This is a genomic window from Bariatricus sp. SGI.161 (assembly GCF_050313695.1).
Taxonomy (GTDB): domain Bacteria; phylum Bacillota; class Clostridia; order Lachnospirales; family Lachnospiraceae; genus JAFBIX01.
In genome coordinates this window covers 50,795-68,456 of record NZ_JBNPLX010000020.1, presented here as the reverse complement: position 1 = coordinate 68,456, position 17,662 = coordinate 50,795, and the positions used below count along the sequence as shown (strand labels likewise).

Annotated in this window: 18 protein-coding genes; 1 reads left to right on the top strand and 17 read right to left on the bottom strand. The window is 43.2% G+C overall.

The genetic code is table 11. The features are described from left to right. From ACQRBH_RS12225 to ACQRBH_RS12195, 7 genes are all read right to left on the bottom strand, one after another. A partial coding sequence (locus ACQRBH_RS12225) for an ABC transporter permease (RefSeq protein WP_427761893.1) occupies positions 1 to 1,607 on the bottom strand: 1,607 nt, incomplete at its 3' end. Next, the gene (locus ACQRBH_RS12220) at positions 1,607 to 2,305 is read right to left on the bottom strand and encodes an ABC transporter ATP-binding protein (protein ID WP_278999725.1); all 699 of its coding nucleotides are present in this window, start codon (positions 2,303 to 2,305) and stop codon (positions 1,607 to 1,609) included. The genes ACQRBH_RS12225 and ACQRBH_RS12220, both read right to left, overlap by 1 nt. A gap of 135 nt (positions 2,306 to 2,440) precedes the next feature. Continuing rightward, positions 2,441 to 2,935 carry a transcriptional repressor gene (locus tag ACQRBH_RS12215; protein ID WP_278999726.1) on the bottom strand — a complete coding sequence of 165 codons (495 nt, stop codon included), beginning with the start codon at positions 2,933 to 2,935 and terminating at the stop codon, positions 2,441 to 2,443. Then, complete coding sequence (locus tag ACQRBH_RS12210) at positions 2,922 to 3,068, bottom strand: FeoB-associated Cys-rich membrane protein (protein WP_278999727.1); 147 nt, start codon at positions 3,066 to 3,068, stop codon at positions 2,922 to 2,924. The genes ACQRBH_RS12215 and ACQRBH_RS12210 overlap by 14 nt, the downstream gene beginning before the upstream one ends. 42 nt (positions 3,069 to 3,110) lie before the next feature. Further along, positions 3,111 to 5,285, bottom strand: coding sequence for a ferrous iron transport protein B (gene feoB / locus ACQRBH_RS12205; RefSeq protein ID WP_427761891.1), 2,175 nt, complete (start codon positions 5,283 to 5,285; stop codon positions 3,111 to 3,113). A 74-nt stretch (positions 5,286 to 5,359) separates the two neighbouring features. Next, positions 5,360 to 5,581: a FeoA family protein gene (locus ACQRBH_RS12200; protein WP_278999729.1), complete on the bottom strand. Its 222-nt coding sequence runs from the start codon at positions 5,579 to 5,581 to the stop codon at positions 5,360 to 5,362. Between the two features lie 13 nt (positions 5,582 to 5,594). Next, positions 5,595 to 5,807 carry a FeoA family protein gene (locus ACQRBH_RS12195; protein WP_278999730.1) on the bottom strand — a complete coding sequence of 71 codons (213 nt, stop codon included), beginning with the start codon at positions 5,805 to 5,807 and terminating at the stop codon, positions 5,595 to 5,597. 220 nt (positions 5,808 to 6,027) lie between these two features. Between ACQRBH_RS12195 and ACQRBH_RS12190 the strand changes: the two genes are divergently transcribed. After that, positions 6,028 to 6,432: a metal-dependent transcriptional regulator gene (locus ACQRBH_RS12190; protein WP_427761890.1), complete on the top strand. Its 405-nt coding sequence runs from the start codon at positions 6,028 to 6,030 to the stop codon at positions 6,430 to 6,432. Here ACQRBH_RS12190 and ACQRBH_RS12185 read toward each other — a convergent pair. The 10 genes from ACQRBH_RS12185 to ACQRBH_RS12140 all read right to left on the bottom strand — a co-directional run bounded on the left by ACQRBH_RS12185 (position 6,429) and on the right by ACQRBH_RS12140 (position 17,505). Then, positions 6,429 to 8,543 carry a heavy metal translocating P-type ATPase gene (locus ACQRBH_RS12185; RefSeq protein WP_427761888.1) on the bottom strand — a complete coding sequence of 705 codons (2,115 nt, stop codon included), beginning with the start codon at positions 8,541 to 8,543 and terminating at the stop codon, positions 6,429 to 6,431. The two genes, ACQRBH_RS12190 and ACQRBH_RS12185, sit on opposite strands and share 4 nt — an antisense overlap. Next, positions 8,544 to 8,849 carry a DUF6110 family protein gene (locus ACQRBH_RS12180; RefSeq protein ID WP_154322075.1) on the bottom strand — a complete coding sequence of 102 codons (306 nt, stop codon included), beginning with the start codon at positions 8,847 to 8,849 and terminating at the stop codon, positions 8,544 to 8,546. 214 nt (positions 8,850 to 9,063) lie between these two features. Continuing rightward, positions 9,064 to 10,848 carry an amino acid ABC transporter ATP-binding/permease protein gene (locus tag ACQRBH_RS12175; protein ID WP_154322074.1) on the bottom strand — a complete coding sequence of 595 codons (1,785 nt, stop codon included), beginning with the start codon at positions 10,846 to 10,848 and terminating at the stop codon, positions 9,064 to 9,066. Then, the gene (locus ACQRBH_RS12170; protein WP_154322073.1) at positions 10,848 to 12,584 is read right to left on the bottom strand and encodes an ABC transporter ATP-binding protein/permease; all 1,737 of its coding nucleotides are present in this window, start codon (positions 12,582 to 12,584) and stop codon (positions 10,848 to 10,850) included. The genes ACQRBH_RS12175 and ACQRBH_RS12170 overlap by 1 nt, the downstream gene beginning before the upstream one ends. Before the next feature lie 10 nt (positions 12,585 to 12,594). Then, positions 12,595 to 12,933: a nitrous oxide-stimulated promoter family protein gene (locus ACQRBH_RS12165; protein WP_154322072.1), complete on the bottom strand. Its 339-nt coding sequence runs from the start codon at positions 12,931 to 12,933 to the stop codon at positions 12,595 to 12,597. 1 nt (position 12,934) lies between these two features. Next, positions 12,935 to 13,339, bottom strand: a complete 405-nt coding sequence (locus ACQRBH_RS12160; RefSeq protein WP_117540336.1) for a YbaN family protein — start codon at positions 13,337 to 13,339, stop codon at positions 12,935 to 12,937. A gap of 4 nt (positions 13,340 to 13,343) precedes the next feature. Beyond that, on the bottom strand, positions 13,344 to 14,225 hold the full coding sequence (locus tag ACQRBH_RS12155) for an ABC transporter ATP-binding protein (RefSeq protein ID WP_330641416.1): 882 nt from the start codon (positions 14,223 to 14,225) through the stop codon (positions 13,344 to 13,346). Further along, positions 14,215 to 15,288 (bottom strand): FecCD family ABC transporter permease, encoded by a 1,074-nt coding sequence (locus ACQRBH_RS12150; RefSeq protein ID WP_154322071.1) that lies wholly within the window; start codon positions 15,286 to 15,288, stop codon positions 14,215 to 14,217. The genes ACQRBH_RS12155 and ACQRBH_RS12150 overlap by 11 nt, the downstream gene beginning before the upstream one ends. A gap of 14 nt (positions 15,289 to 15,302) precedes the next feature. Then, a complete protein-coding gene (isdE, locus tag ACQRBH_RS12145; RefSeq protein ID WP_154322070.1) occupies positions 15,303 to 16,514 on the bottom strand; it encodes a heme ABC transporter substrate-binding protein IsdE in 1,212 nt (403 codons plus the stop codon). Next, a complete protein-coding gene (locus tag ACQRBH_RS12140) occupies positions 16,504 to 17,505 on the bottom strand; it encodes a heme-binding Shp domain-containing protein (RefSeq protein ID WP_154322069.1) in 1,002 nt (333 codons plus the stop codon). Before ACQRBH_RS12140 ends, isdE begins: the two co-directional genes overlap by 11 nt. Positions 17,506 to 17,662 lie beyond the last annotated feature (157 nt).

Here is a 17,662-nt window from a genome sequence, read left to right as displayed (position 1 = left end):
ATCTCATCGACATCACTAAGTTTTGCGTCAGAAGAAAGATTCATAGAATAATCCGCATTCTGGATTTTATCAAAACATAATTCCTCCATCTGATCTACAAGCGAATTGCAGGCAATACCATATATCATCAAAAGCATTCCCACCGCAGTACCTATGATTCCCATTACGGCACGCAATTTAGCACGAGATATATCCCGAAGATTGTACTGACTGTTAAATCTAAGATTCCCCCAAAATGGCCATTTTTCAAAGATGCAGTTTTTCCCTTGCTTTGGAGGTGCCGGGCGGAGCGCTTCTGCAGGTCTGACCTTTAATATTTTTTTACAGCTGAGATAGGCTGCCAGACTGCATACAATCACAATCAGTGCAGCGATTAAAAGGTATTCCAGCTGGAATCCACCCTCTAATCCCGGAACAATATACCATGTGGCAAACATATCCACCATAAACGGCGCCAGCAGGGCAGAACCAACCCATAAACCCGCCAATACGCCTGCAAGAGAAACAAACAGACTGAAACTGACATAATGTAGAACTACTTTATACCGCTTCATTCCCAGTGCATTTAGGGTGCCGATCTGTGTCCTCTGTTTCTTTACCATACGGCTCATGGCTGTTGCAATGACAAGAATCGCGATTCCGACAAAAACAATGACAAACATCCACGAAAAAGATTCATGCTGTGAAAGCTCACTGTTTAATCTTTCAATGCCCGGGATAGAATGTTCATCCACCATGGCTGCATATTCTCCATGAAGTGCCTTTGAAATTTCATCCTCATGCTCCAATGCTTTCCCATCCGTGGTGGTCACAAGCATCTGCGTATAAGGCATCAGCTTCGCCAGTTTTTCATCACTGATCTGTTCCACTCTCTCCAGTAGCATATCCTGCGTAATGTCATCAATGCTCATGCCAATTTCAGCAAGTGCATTCATTTGCTCATCTAACAGATTGGTTTCCTCTGCCACCTTCCTGGCAGTGATTTTTCCCTGTATAATCAAATGCTCCACATAATCCCGAATCGGGAATGCATCATACGACATATATACGAAAGCAATATTTTCTATGTAAATATCTGCATCACCTTCTGCCTGTCGGAATTCATATTCCGGACTTTCTATAAGCCCCTTTACTTTTCTTGTAAAAGTAATTCCATTGTAGGAAATGGTGAAATCATCCCCTACATTTATATTTCTTACCTCGGCAAAGGCCGATGTCAGCCAGATTCCATCCTTATCTGCAGGATCAAAAGCCTCTCCTTCTATGTAGTACGGCCGATTTACGATATTCTCTCTTTCCAGATAAATATCGACCTGCGCACCATCACACTCCGGTGCAGACCCGGTAACCGACATACGAAGCCCGGCATCCTTGACAAAATCAAGATTCCTGACTGCTTGTAAGTTTTCCTCGGAAAATCCTTCTCCGTAAATCCAAAGGTCTGCCAGATTACATTCTTTATGAAATTCTGCTCTCGCAGAATGCTGCGCAAGTACATGCCCTTCCATGCAGCAGTAGAGTGCCATCGCTAAAAATGCCAGCAGGAAGATAGAAAGAAATTGTCCCCAGTTGTGCCTCATCTCTCTTAAAAGCTTTTTTCGTAACATTACCACTCAACCTCCCTTACGGAAGCCGGGTGTTCATTCCTCTGAATTTCTTTTATTTTTCCGTTCTTCATACGGATGACCTTGTCTGCACATTTCGCGATATCCGCATTATGAGTTACCAATATAACTGTCTTTCCCTGCTCACGGCACAGCTTCTGTAAAAGTTCCAGCACTATCACTCCAGTTTCTGAGTCAAGTGCACCGGTAGGTTCATCTCCCAATAAAATCTGTGGGTTCTTTGCCAATGCTCTTGCAATGGACACTCTCTGTTGCTCTCCCCCAGACATCTGCGACGGAAATTTGTCCCTGCAATGTTCTAATCCAACTAACTGCAAAAGTTCATCTGCATCGCCTGCATTTTTTACAATGCTCTTTACCAGTGCAATGTTTTCATATGCTGTCAGGCTTGGAAGCAGGTTATAAAACTGAAAGATAAAGCCAATCACATCTGCCCGGTAGGAACCAAGCTGCTTATCATTCATGGAGGAGATTTCTTTTCCGGCTACTGTTACGATTCCTTCCGAAGGCTGATCCATGCCTCCTAACATATTAAGTACCGTGGATTTTCCTGCACCGGACTGACCTAAAATTACCACAAACTCGCCTTCATCAATACTAAAACTGATATGGTCTACCGCTATCTGCATTCCTTCTCCGGTTCCATATGTTTTGACAGCATTTTGAAATTTTACTATCATTTTTTCACCTTCAATTTTTCATAGGATACTTTACACTACCTATTCGTTTTATACGAAACAGGGAATCCCCTAATAGATTATTTCATCATCCAAGAATTCCCTGTTATCCATTTATAGCATCATTTTATTCTTCCATCACAAATGATCATCTGCTTGCATCCATGTGATTCCCACTACTTTTTTTCCATCACAAAGCCCGCTATTTTGCATTCCGCTCTTAATGATCTTTTCCACGGAGTTACTATCCAGTTTAACAGTAGAACTGTCTTCCAGTTCTACCAGACAGCATTGGCACACCCTGTTTTTATGATCACACAACTGATATGCGGTTCCTCGTTTCAAAGCCCCTATTTTTTCAAGGGCATCAACCGTTCGATAGACTGTTGCAATCCCTATTCCCGGATCTTTTTTAGCGGCAAGAATATATACTTCTTTACAGCAGCCGCAGCATTCATTCAGAATAATATCAATTAATATTTTCCTTTGTTTTGTAATTCTAAACCCCTGTTTTCTGAGACACTCTATCAAATAGTCTTTCTGCATAGGAACTGTCTGATAACCATTTGTATCTATGTCACCTTCTCCAAGACCGGGAAACCGAGGTTCTTTTTTTATTTTATGATCTTCCATGGCAATGTCCGCTGCAGTGACTGCAATTTTGTCCGCACTGTAAAGATTTCCCGGCTTTTTTATCCTTAATCATGCTTCGTATGATCATTCCTACTGCTCCTAAAAGTAAAACCAATATGATTGCTGTTCCCATAAACTCTGTGCCTCCTTACTATCCATTGCAACTGATTCCTATTTATGCTCTTATTTTACCGGCTACACTTTTCGGCACAGTAAGACTCTGGCTTTCCTTATAAGGACGGAACAGCAGATACAAAAAGCCAACAATGATGATACATGCCACAACTGTCCCGATTCCAAACGTTCCTGCCGTAATCAAAGTTCCGACCTGATATACACACAGGGATGCTGCATACGCAAGAATGGTCTGATATCCAATGGCAAACCAGAACCATTTTGCATTGTTCATCTCTCTCTTGATTGCTCCCATTGCCGCAAAGCAAGGTGCACACAACAGATTGAAGATCAGGAATGAATACGCTGCCACTGCTGTCATAGATCCGGCAAGGCTTCCCCAGATCTCTGCTCCGTCTTCAGCCACTTCTCCAAATCCGTACAGGATACCAAATGTTCCCACAACATTTTCCTTCGCTACAAGTCCTGTAATTGCTGCAACGGCCGCTTTCCAGTCGCCCCATCCAAGCGGTGTAAAGATCCATGCAATGGCTGAGCCAATCGCTGCCAGAATACTGTTATTCATATCTTCTACCATACCAAAGCTTCCGCCTTCGAATCCGAAGCCCTGTGCAAACCATACGAAGATGGTAGAAAGAAGAATGATCGTTCCTGCTTTCTTGATGAAGGACCAGCCACGCTCCCACGTACTTCTAAGTACATTTCCTACCGTTGGAAGGTGATATGCCGGAAGTTCCATAACAAATGGTGCCGGATCCCCTGCAAACATTTTCGTTTTCTTTAAAATAATACCGGAACAGATAATTGCAGCAATTCCAACAAAATATGCACTTGGTGCCACCCATGCCGCCCCGTCAAATAATGCACCTGCTATCAAGGCAATGATCGGGAGTTTTGCTCCACAAGGGATAAAAGTAGTTGTCATGATCGTCATTTTACGGTCTCTGTCATTTTCAATCGTTCTGGAAGCCATAACACCCGGAACACCGCATCCCGTACCAATCAGCATCGGTATAAAAGATTTTCCGGATAAACCAAATTTACGGAATATACGGTCCATAATAAATGCGATACGTGCCATATATCCACAGCCTTCCAGGAATGCAAGGAAAAGGAATAATACCAGCATCTGTGGAACAAATCCAAGCACCGCACCAACACCGCTGACAATACCATCGACCAAAAGACCCGTTAACCAATCTGCACAGCCGATGGCTTCCAGACCGGTCTGTGCTGCCGGGATGATCCATTCATCGAACAATGTATCATTGGTCCAGTCTGTCAAAATGGTTCCCACCGTAGTAACAGACACATAATAGACGATAAACATCACAACCGCAAAAATCGGAAGCGCCAGAAAACGGTTGGTCACGATGCTGTCAATTTTATCTGACACCGACATCTGTTTCTTCACACGCTTTTTATAACAATCTTCGATAATACTTCCAATGTAGTTATAACGTTCTCCGGTGATGATGCTTTCTGCATCATCCTCCATCTCTTTTTCACAGCTTACAATGTCTTCTTCGATATGATTGAGAAGTGCTTTCGAAAGTTTCAGGCTTTCGCGCACTTTTTCATCCCGTTCGAACAGTTTCACTGCATACCAGCGTTCCATACTTTCATCCACATGTCCCGAGATTGCCTCTTCAATATGAGCAATTGCATGTTCTACGCATCCGTCAAACTTATGTGCCGGCTGTATATTTTTTCCGCTTTTCGCAATTGCAACCGCCCTGCGAATCAGCTGGTCGATTCCTTCACCCTTAAGTGCGGAAATCTCAACGACCTTACAGCCGGTGTCTTTTGAGAGACGGTCTATGTTCAGCTCTTCCCCATTCTTTTTTACCAGATCCATCATATTGACAGCAATGATTACTGGAATGCCAAGTTCTGTAAGCTGTGTGGTCAAGTACAGGTTTCTCTCCAAATTTGTTCCGTCAATAATATTGATGATCGCATCCGGCTTTTCACCGATTAAAAAATTTCTGGATACCACTTCTTCCAGCGTGTACGGTGACAAAGAATAGATACCCGGGAGATCCACCAGTACGGCTTCCTCTCCCTTCGTTGTATATCCTTTAATTTTTCCTTCCTTTTTCTCTACCGTTACTCCCGGCCAGTTACCCACAAACTGGTTTGATCCGGTAAGCGCATTGAACAGCGTCGTTTTTCCACTGTTCGGGTTACCTGCAAGTGCAATTTTGACTCTCATATTCTCCCTCTTTCTGATTATACATTACAAATTATTTTTAGTTTTATCTAACCGATTTTCAAAAAAAATAAGTACTATTGTACCTCTACCATTTCCGCATCCGCTTTTCTCAAAGATAGCTCATACCCCCGGACAGTTACCTCTACCGGATCTCCAAGCGGTGCTACTTTCCTTATGTAGATTTCCACATTCTTCGTGATTCCCATATCCATGATCCTGCGCTTCACCGCACCTTCACCATGAATTTTCACGACCTTTACGGTCTGACCGCACTTTGCTTCTCTTAATGTAGCCACTTCTCATTCCCTCCTAGATCATAATCTTATTCGCCATTTCTCTGCTGATTGCCACCCGCGAATCTTTCACTTTTACAATCAGGTTTCCATTGATTTCTGATACAACGGTAACGAATCCGCCCATCACAAATCCCAGGCTTTCCAAAAAACGTCTGGTCTCATCCTTTCCGCCAATTTTTCTGATCTGAATCTCCCGACCAGTTTCAGCCATTGTTAACGGCATCATAATCCACCCGCTTTCGCTTTCTAATAAAAATTATCAGTTGCTTCTTACGATAGTTAGTATATTCTCACTTTAATTGCATGTCAATAACTATATTTGATAATATTTTTCATTAAAAAATAGTGCCTTTTCCATTCTTTCGGTCTTGAATTTCCTAAAAATGACTGTTACAATGAAAGCAACAGGAAGTAGTTTTAACTAACCAAAATTGAAAGGAGATAACATGCGACACAACAAATCTTCCGAAGATTATATGGAAACTATATTGATATTAAGCAGGAAATTACCTGTTGTACGTTCTATTGATATTGCTGTAGAATTAAATTTTTCCAAACCAAGTGTCAGTGTTGCCATGAAACACCTTCGTGAAAATGGCTGTATTGTTGTCAGTCAGGCAGGTTTCATTACATTAACGGATAAAGGAATGGAGATTGCTACAAGTGTTTATGAACGGCATCAGGTACTATCTAACTGGCTGATTTCTCTTGGTGTTGACCCGAAGACTGCCACGGAAGATGCCTGTGAAATGGAACACCAGATCAGTGATGAAAGTTTTCAGGCTATGAAGAAATTTATCGAGGAACATACCATTACATCTGATAAAAAAGAGGAAAAGGCGGCAGATTAAACCGTCTTTTCCTCTTTCTCTATTCTTTCTGTAATAATCCCCGACAAATCCCGCATACTCTGCAGACTGATTGCCAGTGTTGAAACATTGTGAAACATCGCCGATGTAGTCGGCTGTATCACGCTTCCAACTCCCAGGAGAATCAGGAATGTATTAATTCCTACAATCTTTCGATAGTTTCTCTGAATCCGTTTCATTAATGCATTACTTAAATATTTTAGTCTGACAATCTGGTATAGATTATCTGCGGCAATCGTAATATCCGCAATTTCTCTGGCAAGTTCCGCACCATCACTGATTGCAATTCCCACATCCGCTGCTGATAGTGCCGGTGAATCATTAATTCCGTCACCTACCATCAAAACTTTTCTGCCGGTCGCTTTTTCCTGCTTAATAAATTTTGCTTTATCTTCCGGTAATACTTCCGAATAATATTCATCCACACCGACTTTTGCTGCCACAGCAGCTGCAGTACGCTCACTGTCTCCGGTCATCATAACAATCTTCGTAAATCCAGCCTCTTTCAATACCCGTATGACTTTTGTACTTTCCTCTCGCAGGGGATCTTCTATACAGATCACAGCTTCCAGAATGCCATCTACGGCCAGATATAAATGCGAATAATCTTCCGGCAAATTTTCAAACTGTGTCTGATATTCATCACGAATCTGACATTTTTCATCGTCAAAAACAAAATGTGCGCTTCCGATAATTACCCGTTTTTCTCCCACATAGGAAGAAATTCCGTGGGCAACAATATATTCCACCTTTGAATGCATTTCTTCATGGTCAAGTCCTGCCTGTTTCGCCGCATGTACAACCGCTTTTGCCATAGAATGTGGAAAATGTTCTTCGAGACAAGCTGCCAACCGAAGTAATTCCTTTTCTTCCTTATCGCAGAACGGAACTACCATCTTCACCGTAGGTTTTGCCTTTGTCAGAGTACCAGTCTTGTCAAATACAATCGTCCTGGCCTCCGCAACGGCTTCCAGATATTTTCCACCTTTTACGGTAATATCATAAGTTCCAGCCTGGCGGATTGCAGATAATACTGTAATGGGTATAGCGAGCTTCAGTGCACAGGAGAAGTCTACCATCAATACCGATAGTGCCTTTGTTATGTTTCCTGTAAGAATCCAGGTGATTGCCGTTCCAGCAAGTGTCACAGGAACCAGCTTGTCTGCCAGCTTTTCTGCTTTTCCTTCGACAGAAGATTTCAGCTTTTCAGATTCTTCAATCATTGTGACAATCTTTTCATACCGGGAAGCTCCTGAAGCTTTCTTAACGAAAATTACAAGCTCCCCTTCTTCCAGGACACTGCCGGCATACACATAACCACCTTTTTCTTTATGAACTGGAAGAGGTTCGCCGGTAAGAGATGCCTGATTTACCATTCCATCTCCTTCTAAAACAACTCCGTCAAATGAAATGATATTTCCCATATGGATCACAATAGTATCTCCTTCTTTAATCTGTCGGGAATCCACAAGAATTTCCTGTTCATCACTTTTTAACCACACCTTCGAAACATTCAGAGCCATACTGCGAGCCAGATCTCCAACCGATTTCTTATGGGTCCATTCTTCCAGTATCTCTCCAATCCCCAGAAGAAACATGACAGAACTAGCAGTATCCATATCTCCTCGTATAATAGAGACTCCAATTGCTGTCGCATCCAGTACAGACACTTCCATTTTTCTCTTCGCCAGACTTTTTAGGCCTTCCCTCAGATATCGAACCGATTTTAATATTGTCCAAACTGTCCTGATACGATAAGGAAGAAACAGCTTTCCCGCATAATGAAGAGCTACCTTACGCATTAGTTTCTCCTGATATGTATGATTTAGTTTTCTTCCCGAATCAGCAAGTACTGTATCCGGAACATCCACGGACTCATATCGGAATCTTTGCAACGCCTGAATCAAAGGCTCTCTTCCGCCGTTAAAGCAAACGCAGGCATCGGCCGTCCGTTCATAAACCTTTGCCTGCGTGACATATCCCAGCGTATTCAGATAATACAACAATATATCAGCTTCCTCACATGACATATATTTCTGCATCAAATGAATACGGATTCTTCCCGGGATCTCATGCTTAATAATAAATTTCAATTATACTTCCTCGGATTTCGCAGCATCCTCACTCGAAAAGACGTCCATTTCTTCCATAACAGCTGCTTTCTCTTCCGCTGCACGTTTTTCATTCATCTGCTTTGCTTCTGCTACGATATCCTCTGCATTTTCCTGTATTGTCTCTGCCGTCTTCATAACACAATCTTTTGCGCGAAGAACTGCCGCTGTACAGATTGTATAAGCCTTTTTGGCATCCCGACCGGACAACATCTTAACACCTGCTGTTCCAAATAATACACCGCCTGCAAATATTCCAAGGTTTTTCAATTTAAAAACATCCATCATACTTCCTCCATTTCTGCATCTCAATCTCATATTTTGCTTATTTGTGCTTCTTTCCGGTATAAAACAACATTCCCATACAAAATACCATAGCCCATGCCCAAAACCTGTGCTGTTTCATTGTATCACCTCGTTTATCTGAAGTTTTCTCTATCATATCCTTACACTTGGTTGCTAGTCAAAGCTAACTGTTCTTAATGAATATTTTTATCAAAAGCTAGGACAATCTTCCATTCTCCATCTCATAAACCACATCTGCAACGTTCATAGTAGATTTTCTATGAGACACCAGGACAACTGTCTTCTTCCTGGCTGATTCCTTTAGAGATTTCAGAATAATTCCTTCATTTAGCGAATCCAGATTGGACGTAGGCTCGTCCATCAGAATCATCGGTGCGTCATGTAAAAACGCTCTTGCGATACCGATTCTCTGCTTTTCTCCGCCTGACAACGTATCGCCGAGTTCTCCGACTTCTGTATCATATTCTTTCGGTAGTGTCATAATAAAATCGTGGATGGATGCTTTCTTTGCAGCTTCTTCAATCTCTTCTCGTGTTGCAATCGGTTTTGCAATGGCGATATTGTTCGCAATCGAATCATGGAACAGGTGCGTTTCCTGAGTCACATAGCTTTCCATATCTCTCAGATGCCTGGTCGGAATCATTCTGACATCCTCACCATCTACCGATACGCTTCCTTCCTGCACATCCCAGAACCTCATAAACAGTTTCAGAAGTGTTGACTTTCCGGAACCACTGGCTCCGTGAATGCCTGTGATCTGCTCCGGCTGCAATTTCAACGAATAATTGTCCAGTATCGTCTCTGTCTCTGCTTCATTTATCACATATGCAAATGTTACATTCTCTGCTTCTGCTCCTGCAAATGCATGTTCCTTGCTCTCTGCGTCGGAAGATTCCACATCCCTCGGAATCTCTTCTACAAGCGGTATCTCTTCCAGAAGTGAAAGTACACGCTCACCACTCGCCAGTGTCTGGTTCAGATTGTTAGACAGGCTTGACAGTGCCACTACTGGCCCGAATGAGCCCATCATTGCGATGGTACAGGTTAAGATCCCTTCGAATCCCATCTCATCTTTTGCATACAGCCAGATGGTCAGTGCAAGCATTCCAAATGATGCCAGCAGGATAATCATGTTGGTAAATGATCTCTGTAATCCTTCGTTTTTACTCAGTGTTTCCTGCATCCCTGCCAGCTTTTTAGAGCGGTCAGACATCTGCTCTTTTCTCTGCTCTCCCTGTCCGTACTGAATTGTCTCGTCCAGTCCGCGAAGTGAATCCAGCACAAAGCTGTTCAGTTCTCCAAACTCTGTCCGGAATTCCATTCCCTTCTGGCTGCCACGTTTGCCATTCCACATCGGAATCGCAACACCAACAATCAGATACGCCGCCAGAGCTAAAAGTCCTGCCAGCCAGTGATATCTTCCGATAAAGATCACCATGATCAGAGATGTCAGTGTGGCAATGGCGATTGGAGAAATGGTATGTGCATAGAACACTTCCAGAAGTTCAATATCCGTTGTGATGATAGAGATCAGATTTCCCTTATCCCGTCCTTCCAGTTTTGCCGGACAGAGCTTTCTCAATGCCTCAAACACTTTATGACGGATGATTGCCAATAGTTTAAATGCGATAAAATGATTACAATACTGTTCCACATAATGCAGGATTCCACGAAGCACTGCAATCACGATCATCACCGTGATAATCGTTTTCACCGGGGTAAATACCAGCCACATATTGTCTACCGGAACAATCATTCCGGCTGCCCCTGTCAGAAGTCCATGCACGATGACCTGTCCTGCCAGTATTGTCAGGAAGATTGCACACAAGTAACCCACTGTTCCAAGGATGATTGCTGCCAGCATGATATGGAGCAGAGGTTTCACCAGTCCGATCAGGCTTCCCATGATCTGGATGGCACTTCTGCGTTTTTTCGTTGTTGCTGTATCATTATTCTGTGTATGATGATTCACTTTACTCATTACGCATTGCCCTCCTTCCCATAGTTTTCCAATGCCATCTGGCTTTCATACAGATGTCTGTACACACCATTCTGGCTCATCAGCTCTTCATGCTTTCCGCTTTCTTTGATTTCTCCGTCCTTTAAGAAATAAATCTGGTCAGACTTCACGACATTTGCCAGTCGGTGGGAAATCAGAAGCACCGTCTTTGTCTTTGCCAGTTCATGGACAACATTCATGATCAGTTCTTCACTTTCGATGTCAATATTCGAAGTTGCCTCGTCAAAAATATAGACTGATGCATTCTTTAACAATGTCCTTGCAATCACCAGTCTCTGGCACTGACCGCCGGACAAATTGCTTGCTTTTTCCAATAACTGTGTCTGCAATCCATCCTGCGTCTGTAAGAATCCTAACAGATTGACTTTCTGAAGGACAGCTTCCATCTCTTCTGTGGTCGCATCCCGTTTTGCCATACGAAGATTCTCTTCCACTGTTCCCTTGAACAGATAACTGTTATGACGGACCAGCACTACGTGTTTCATCAAATCCGATTCATTCACTTCCGAAAGAGGAATCTCTCCGATTGTGATCTCTCCTGTATATCCCCGATTCTTGGCTGCCAGGATTCCGGCGATCGTACTCTTGCCACATCCAGATTCTCCAACCAGTGATACAAAGCTTCCTGCCGGAAGATTTAGGTTGATTCCTTTTAAAATCTCTCTGTCTTCTTCGTAAGAGAAATGAACATCTGTAAGTGTAATATCTAACGCTCCGTCCAGCAGCGTTTTTTCTCCAGCCTGTGGCTCCGGCAGATCTAATATCTTAAAGATCTTGTCACTTGCTGCCATACCATTCATTGCAATATGGAAGAAAGAACCAAGCAGACGGAGTGGCAGGAAAAACTCGCTGGCAAGCAGGACGATGCACAGCGTTCCGCTTACAGAAATATTTCCTTTCAAAAATTCCGATACAGCCACTGCCATACCAATCGCTGCCCCGCCATATGCTACAATATCCATCACGCTTGTGGAATTGAGCTGCATGGTCAGCACCTTCATCGTAATCTTACGAAAGTTCTGGGATTCCACATCCATCTCGTCTGCTTTCTGCTGGTCTGCCTGATAAATCTTCAATGTGGTAAGTCCCTGTAAATTCTCAAGGAACGAATCTCCCAGTCCAGTATAGATGCTCCAATACTTATTCAGTAATTTCTTTGCAATCTTCTGTACCACCACGATAGAAATAGGGATCAGCGGTACACAAATCAGCAGGATCACACTCGCTTTCAGGCTCACTCTGCAAAGAATGATAAATAAGGTCAGTGGTGCGATCAGGCTGTAAAATAATTGTGGAAGATATTTTCCAAAGTATGTTTCCAACTGCTCCACACCCTCAGTTGACACCTGTACGACCTCCGAAGAGGATACCTGCTCACTGTAGGAAGCTCCCAGCTTTAACATTTTCTCATAAATCTTTTCACGCAGAATCCGCTTTACATCCACACACGCCAGATAGGAAGACCTTGCTCCCATCCGTTCACAGATAAATCGGATCACCACAACCAGAACTAAAATCAATATTGTCCGCTCAATGATCGGTACGGTTACTGCCCGGTATACTACCCGTTCCAGTAAATCTGCGATAGAAAAGACTGCCAATACCTGCGACAGGAGGGCTGCCCACTGCCACAAAATCGTATACACGATATACTTTTTTGCGTGGGACAACAGCCCCACCAGTCTTGTTTTAATCATAAGTAACTCCTTACTTTTTCTTCTCTTTGTTGCTACACACCAGATGCCAGATAGCAAGCACCGGATGATACAACAGCATCCTTGGTCCTGAAAACCGCATAACCTGCCTGATCTGTTCTCTCATCTCCGGCTTATAACAATGTACCTTACAATTCGCACAGAACGTTTTTTCTTCCATAAATGGACACTTCTGGCTTCTTTGTTTTGCATAATTCGAAAGTCTTTGACAGTCAGGACACATCTGCCCTTCCTGTCTTTTTTCTTTCGGATGTTTTTTTCGGCAATACAGCCGGATCATCTCTTCCACGACATACTGTTCTTTCTGCCGTTTCTTTTCTACTTTGTCCATCTTACTCTACGCTTTCTGCCATTTCAGCTTCAGGCTTTTCTGTCTTAACTCTTAAGAAGAAGTATAACAGGTGGCATACCCACACAACTGCGATACAGATTCTTCCGATTGGTACATTCTTCATGCAGATAAAGCCGATTGCCATGACTACCGTTACCATTCCGATAATCTTGCATTTTGTTCCCATTGTCATGGCTCTTTTCTGAACAAAACTGTCCAGATGTTTCTTATAAAGATTCGTTCCTACGAACCAGTCGTGCAGTTTCTTAGAACTCTTTGCAAAGCAAAACAGTGTTGCCATATAAAACGGAACGGTTGGCAGGATAGGAAGTACAATTCCTATCGTACCAAGTCCCAGACAAAGAAATCCAAGCACGATCCATACTACTTTTAAAGGATTTTTCATCTTCTTACACCGCCAATACAAATTTTCTGCCATCAACCCTTGTCACACCAAGTTCAATGCCATACAGCTCCCTGATACTCTCTTCCGTAATCACTTCTTCCGGATCACCTTCCACCAGCACTTTTCCATCTTTCATACCGATGACATTATCCGAATATGCGATTGCCTGATTGATGTCGTGCAGTACCATGATGATGGTAATTCCAAATTCCTGATTAAGTTTTTTAACCAGTTGCAAAATCTCAATCTGATACCGGATATCCAGATATGTGGTCGGCTCATCGAGGAACAGAGTCTTTGTTCCCTGACAAAGTGCCATTGCAATCCATACACGCTGACGCTGTCCACCGGAAAGTCTTGACACTTCCCTGTCACGATATTCTGTCAGATTGGTTACTTCCAATGCCCACTGGATCATACGCTCATCTTCGGCACTGTCTCCCTGCATCATTTTCTTATGAGGGGTTCTTCCGAATGCCACCAGATTCTCAACAGTGATATCGTCTGATGCACTGTTATACTGCTGAACAATCGCAACCTTTCTGGCGAATTCTTTTAAGTTCAGGTTCTGGATGTTCTTACCCTTGAGGAAAATGTTTCCCTTTCTCGGATAAAGGTTTTTCGTCATCAGGGAAAACAGAGTAGATTTACCACATCCGTTTGCTCCCATAATCGTTGTAATTTTACCTTCTTCAATCTTCAGGGATACGCCCTTTAAGACTTTATTTTTTCCATAGGAAAAATGCAGGTCTCTGACTTCCATCGCAGGCTTGTCTGCCCACTTATCAACCTTAGATTTTCTTTTCTTCTGTTCAAAAGCTGAATCTTCCCGAATCAAGTCCAATTCTTCTGAGGTCAACTCAATTTCTTCGTAGTTACTTCGCATACTTCTTAGACCTCCTTAACAGAATGATGAAGAATGGGCCTCCGACCACACTCATAATGATGGATGCGGATACCTCATACGGAGCGGCTATCGTTCTTCCGATGGTATCTGCTAGCAGGAATGTAAACGCTCCGAACAAAGCACTGAATGGTACTAATGCCTTGTGGTCACTTCCTACCAGAATTCTTCCGATATGTGGAACAATCAGTCCTAAGAAACTGATTACTCCGGCTACTGCCGTTGAAATACTTGCAAGTAATACGGCAATCAGTGAAATCACGATACGCATTACATTAACGTTGATTCCAAGGCTTCGTGCTGTCTTATCTTCCAGTGCTAACAGATTGCACATCTTCGTCATAATCAGTGCCAGAATCAATCCCACAATTACATACGGCACTAATGTTTTCACATCATCCCAAGTTTTCATTGTAATGTTTCCATTGACGATTGCTGCCACGCCGGACATATTTCCGCCGTTCATAGAATTTAACGCACTGGATAAGCCGGTGAACATTGCATCGACTGCCACACCGACAAGGATAATTCTTAAGGGACTTAATCCCCCTTTCCATGACAGGCTGTAAACTAAGACAAATGCAATCACACCGCCAAGAAATGCAAATAATGGAGTGAAAAAAAATAAAGTCGGTGCAAATGCGGTAATGAGTACCGCCGCAAAACTTGCTCCACTGGAAATACCAATGATTCCCGGATCGGCAAGTGGATTTTTTAATACCGCCTGAAATAACACACCCGATACCGCTATCGCAGCTCCGGCTAACATGGAGATTACAATTCGTGGGAATCGTAAGTCATAGATTGTTGCCACGTCTTCATTGTACTTTACAAATAATCCTTTCAGTAGTTCCGGGAAGCTGACTTTCAGGCTTCCGATATTCACTGCCGCAAAGAATAATGCAACCAGCAATACGATCATTACAATAAAGGAAATGGCTGCTTTTGCTGTTTTCCGATGCTTTCTTGCTTTATCCTGACCGGAGAGGTTCTGGACTTCCATTTCAGAAGTCTCAGAAGTATTTTTTAATTCTGTCTCTTTCATCTGCCCTCTCCTTTCTACTTGCTCTGCTGTTCGTTGTATTTCTCAGTTGCGTCAGAATCCTTTGCTTTCTTCTGTGCATTGTCACTGGCTTCTTTTGCTTTTGCTGTATCTTCATCACTTTCCGGATAAAGAATCGGCTGTAATTCTTCCAGAGCCTGTGGATATTTGAATGTAGCACTCATGCCGAAATATTCATAAGTAAGGTCATAAACTCTGCCGTTTTTCACCGCATCGAAATGCTGCCAGATGTCATTCTCCGCAAAATCTTTATTGAACATCTCTACCACCTGATCCGGCAGTGCATGTGCGGCACGTAAGATAATATCCGGCTCTTTGGTTTTCATGTCCTCAGTATTTACGGTCAAAAATTCCTGATCGGTGTCAGAGTATACATTCTCGCCGCCTGCCAGTTCCACCAGACTTCCCACATAGGAATTCGGTGTTGCGATAATATAAGAACCAGGAAGTCCCATCAGGATCATAACCTTCGGATGGTCTTTTCCCTCATTCTTTTTCTTATAGTCATCGTAAAATTCAGTAAATTCGTCCACCAGTTTCTGTGCCTGATCTTCTCTGTCGAAAATCTCACCCAACTCCTGAATGGAACGGTACATTCCCGGCACACTTCTAAGATTCAAAAACGCCCAGTCTGTATCGATTGCTTCATATTTCGGCTGCAGATCACTCTGCAATGACACCGGACTTAAGATCCAGTCTGGATTTAAAGAAGATACAATCTCCATATCCGGACTCATGGCTGTTCCGACTGTCTCTACATCTTTGTATCTGTCGGGAATTGTGGATACGGTACTACTGCAAACGCCTACCAGATCCAGTTCCAGCTTGTCACAGATATCTGCGGTTGCCGGAGAAGTCGCTATGATTCTTGGGCTTTCTTTCATCGCCTGTACCTTTTTCTTCGCTGCTTCCACGGCTGCCTTTTCGTCCGGATCATCTATCTTCAAAAGGGACTCAGCATCTTCGTCAGAAGAATCCTTTTTCGCAGATTTACTGTCAGAGGACTTGGCATCTTCCGTTTTACTGTTAGAAGATTTGCTATCGGATGCGGAATCATTACTTGTTGGCTTATCTGTACTGCTCTCCGTCTTTGCATTGGAATCACTGCTTTTCTTCCCCTGACTCTGGTCTACACAACCTGCCAGAGAGAAAATCATGGTCATGGCAAGGAGGACAGCCGATGCTTTTTTTAAACGTCTATTCATCATCGTCCTCTGCACCTCCCCAACGTTTCCAGTTCTTGCGGAAGAAATAGATTACTCCGGATACTGCTCCAAGCAGAATCAGACCTGTTACTACAACTGCCAATGCAATCTGGAAAATCCGGTTGCCGGAAGAAGTATTTCCGCTGTCGGAATCGCTGTCACTTGTTCCATCTTTAGCTGTCGAAAGACTCAGTCCCTCTGCGGAATTCACTGCATTTTCCGTATCCAGCGAAGAGGAATCACTGCTCGGTTTTGCAGCTTCTGTAATACTGCTTTCCAGTTTCTTTGATGTGCCGGAAGAACTGCTGTCTGATGTGCCGTAGCTTTGAAGTGAGGAACTTCCAGAACTCAAACTGCTGTTTCCTGTTGATGAACCAGAGCTTTCCACCGTTCCTGATCCGTCACCGGATGTCACTGATGTTCCATCGGAACTGCCTGTTACCATGGTTGCATTCATATCTGTATTATTGCCTTCGCTGTAATTACTTGGGTACAGATAGAAAACAACATCTCTTCCCATCGGTTCTACATACATGGAACCTCTGACTACACAGTTTTCGCTCGGCACACGCATACAAACATCTGCGGTTGTACCGTTGCTGTCTGTACCATTTCCTGTTACGCCGATCTCGGATGGTGTTGACCAGCCGGAATCACCTACATTCTGTACCTGAAAGCTATGTCCACTGGTGTAGTCCATCAGACTCATGCGGAAAGTCAGATAATAAGCTCCATCGTCTGTTACTTCCAAGATACCATTGCTGTATACACAGCCTTCTACCATGCCCTGTCCTGTTGCATAAGAACTCTCTCCACCGGAATCTTCGATTACTCCGGTAACTGGGTGTGCGTAACATCTGTTGATCGCACAGCTATACACTGTCCCGCTTGCGGCATAAGCCTTAACAGCAGGAAAGCCTGCCATTAAAGTAACGGCAAGCACACAAGTCATAATGGCAGACAATATTTTGTTTTTCTTCGCTGCTAATTTCATTCCTTATCTCCTGTTATAACTTTTCAGAACCCTACCCATACATTCGCAAAACCGCACGATGTCTCGTGCTTTCTCGCTGCTTTGCAGCTAATTTTGCTCATGTATGGAGCGGCGACTCTATTCGAGCCGCCTTACGAATAAGAAAAGCTGCTACTTA

Coding starts and splice junctions, on each gene's coding strand:
- ACQRBH_RS12140 (WP_154322069.1), bottom strand. CDS start 17,505: ATGAAATTAGCAGCGAAGAAAAACAAAATATTGTCTGCCATTATGACT.
- isdE (WP_154322070.1), bottom strand. CDS start 16,514: ATGATGAATAGACGTTTAAAAAAAGCATCGGCTGTCCTCCTTGCCATG.
- ACQRBH_RS12210 (WP_278999727.1), bottom strand. CDS start 3,068: ATGGGAACAGCAATCATATTGGTTTTACTTTTAGGAGCAGTAGGAATG.
- ACQRBH_RS12150 (WP_154322071.1), bottom strand. CDS start 15,288: ATGAAAGAGACAGAATTAAAAAATACTTCTGAGACTTCTGAAATGGAA.
- ACQRBH_RS12180 (WP_154322075.1), bottom strand. CDS start 8,849: ATGATGGATGTTTTTAAATTGAAAAACCTTGGAATATTTGCAGGCGGT.
- ACQRBH_RS12155 (WP_330641416.1), bottom strand. CDS start 14,225: ATGCGAAGTAACTACGAAGAAATTGAGTTGACCTCAGAAGAATTGGAC.
- ACQRBH_RS12195 (WP_278999730.1), bottom strand. CDS start 5,807: ATGATGCCGTTAACAATGGCTGAAACTGGTCGGGAGATTCAGATCAGA.
- ACQRBH_RS12190 (WP_427761890.1), top strand. CDS start 6,028: ATGCGACACAACAAATCTTCCGAAGATTATATGGAAACTATATTGATA.
- ACQRBH_RS12215 (WP_278999726.1), bottom strand. CDS start 2,935: ATGGAAGATCATAAAATAAAAAAAGAACCTCGGTTTCCCGGTCTTGGA.
- ACQRBH_RS12165 (WP_154322072.1), bottom strand. CDS start 12,933: ATGGACAAAGTAGAAAAGAAACGGCAGAAAGAACAGTATGTCGTGGAA.
- feoB (WP_427761891.1), bottom strand. CDS start 5,285: ATGAGAGTCAAAATTGCACTTGCAGGTAACCCGAACAGTGGAAAAACG.
- ACQRBH_RS12170 (WP_154322073.1), bottom strand. CDS start 12,584: ATGATTAAAACAAGACTGGTGGGGCTGTTGTCCCACGCAAAAAAGTAT.
- ACQRBH_RS12160 (WP_117540336.1), bottom strand. CDS start 13,339: ATGAAAAATCCTTTAAAAGTAGTATGGATCGTGCTTGGATTTCTTTGT.
- ACQRBH_RS12220 (WP_278999725.1), bottom strand. CDS start 2,305: ATGATAGTAAAATTTCAAAATGCTGTCAAAACATATGGAACCGGAGAA.
- ACQRBH_RS12175 (WP_154322074.1), bottom strand. CDS start 10,848: ATGAGTAAAGTGAATCATCATACACAGAATAATGATACAGCAACAACG.